Here is a 248-nt window from a genome sequence, read left to right as displayed (position 1 = left end):
GAGCAGACGGTTTTCCAGAGTCAGATCGGCAACGACCTCCTTGAGCGCAGCCGATTCCGAGCGCAGGTCCTTGACCTCAGGCGATGTCGCCTGGCGGGCGTTCCGGGGCTTACGCGGCCCCACTGGGGCCACGATCCCCTTCACCCCCAGCCAGGCGTTGCTTGCCCGCTTCAAGGAATTCCTTCGACCACGTATAATACAGGCTCTCGCTGATCCCTTCTCGGCGGCACAGCGCGGCAATGCTCTCC

The 248-nt window shown here is 63.7% G+C and carries 1 pseudogene; it reads right to left on the bottom strand.

From position 1 onward, the window contains the following. Nucleotides 1–248, bottom strand: a pseudogene (locus tag ACH107_RS33990) (transposase); the annotation flags it as partial.

This window comes from Roseovarius halophilus (ex Wu et al. 2025) (genome assembly GCF_047086965.1).
This window is presented reverse-complemented; position numbering and strand designations above follow the sequence as displayed.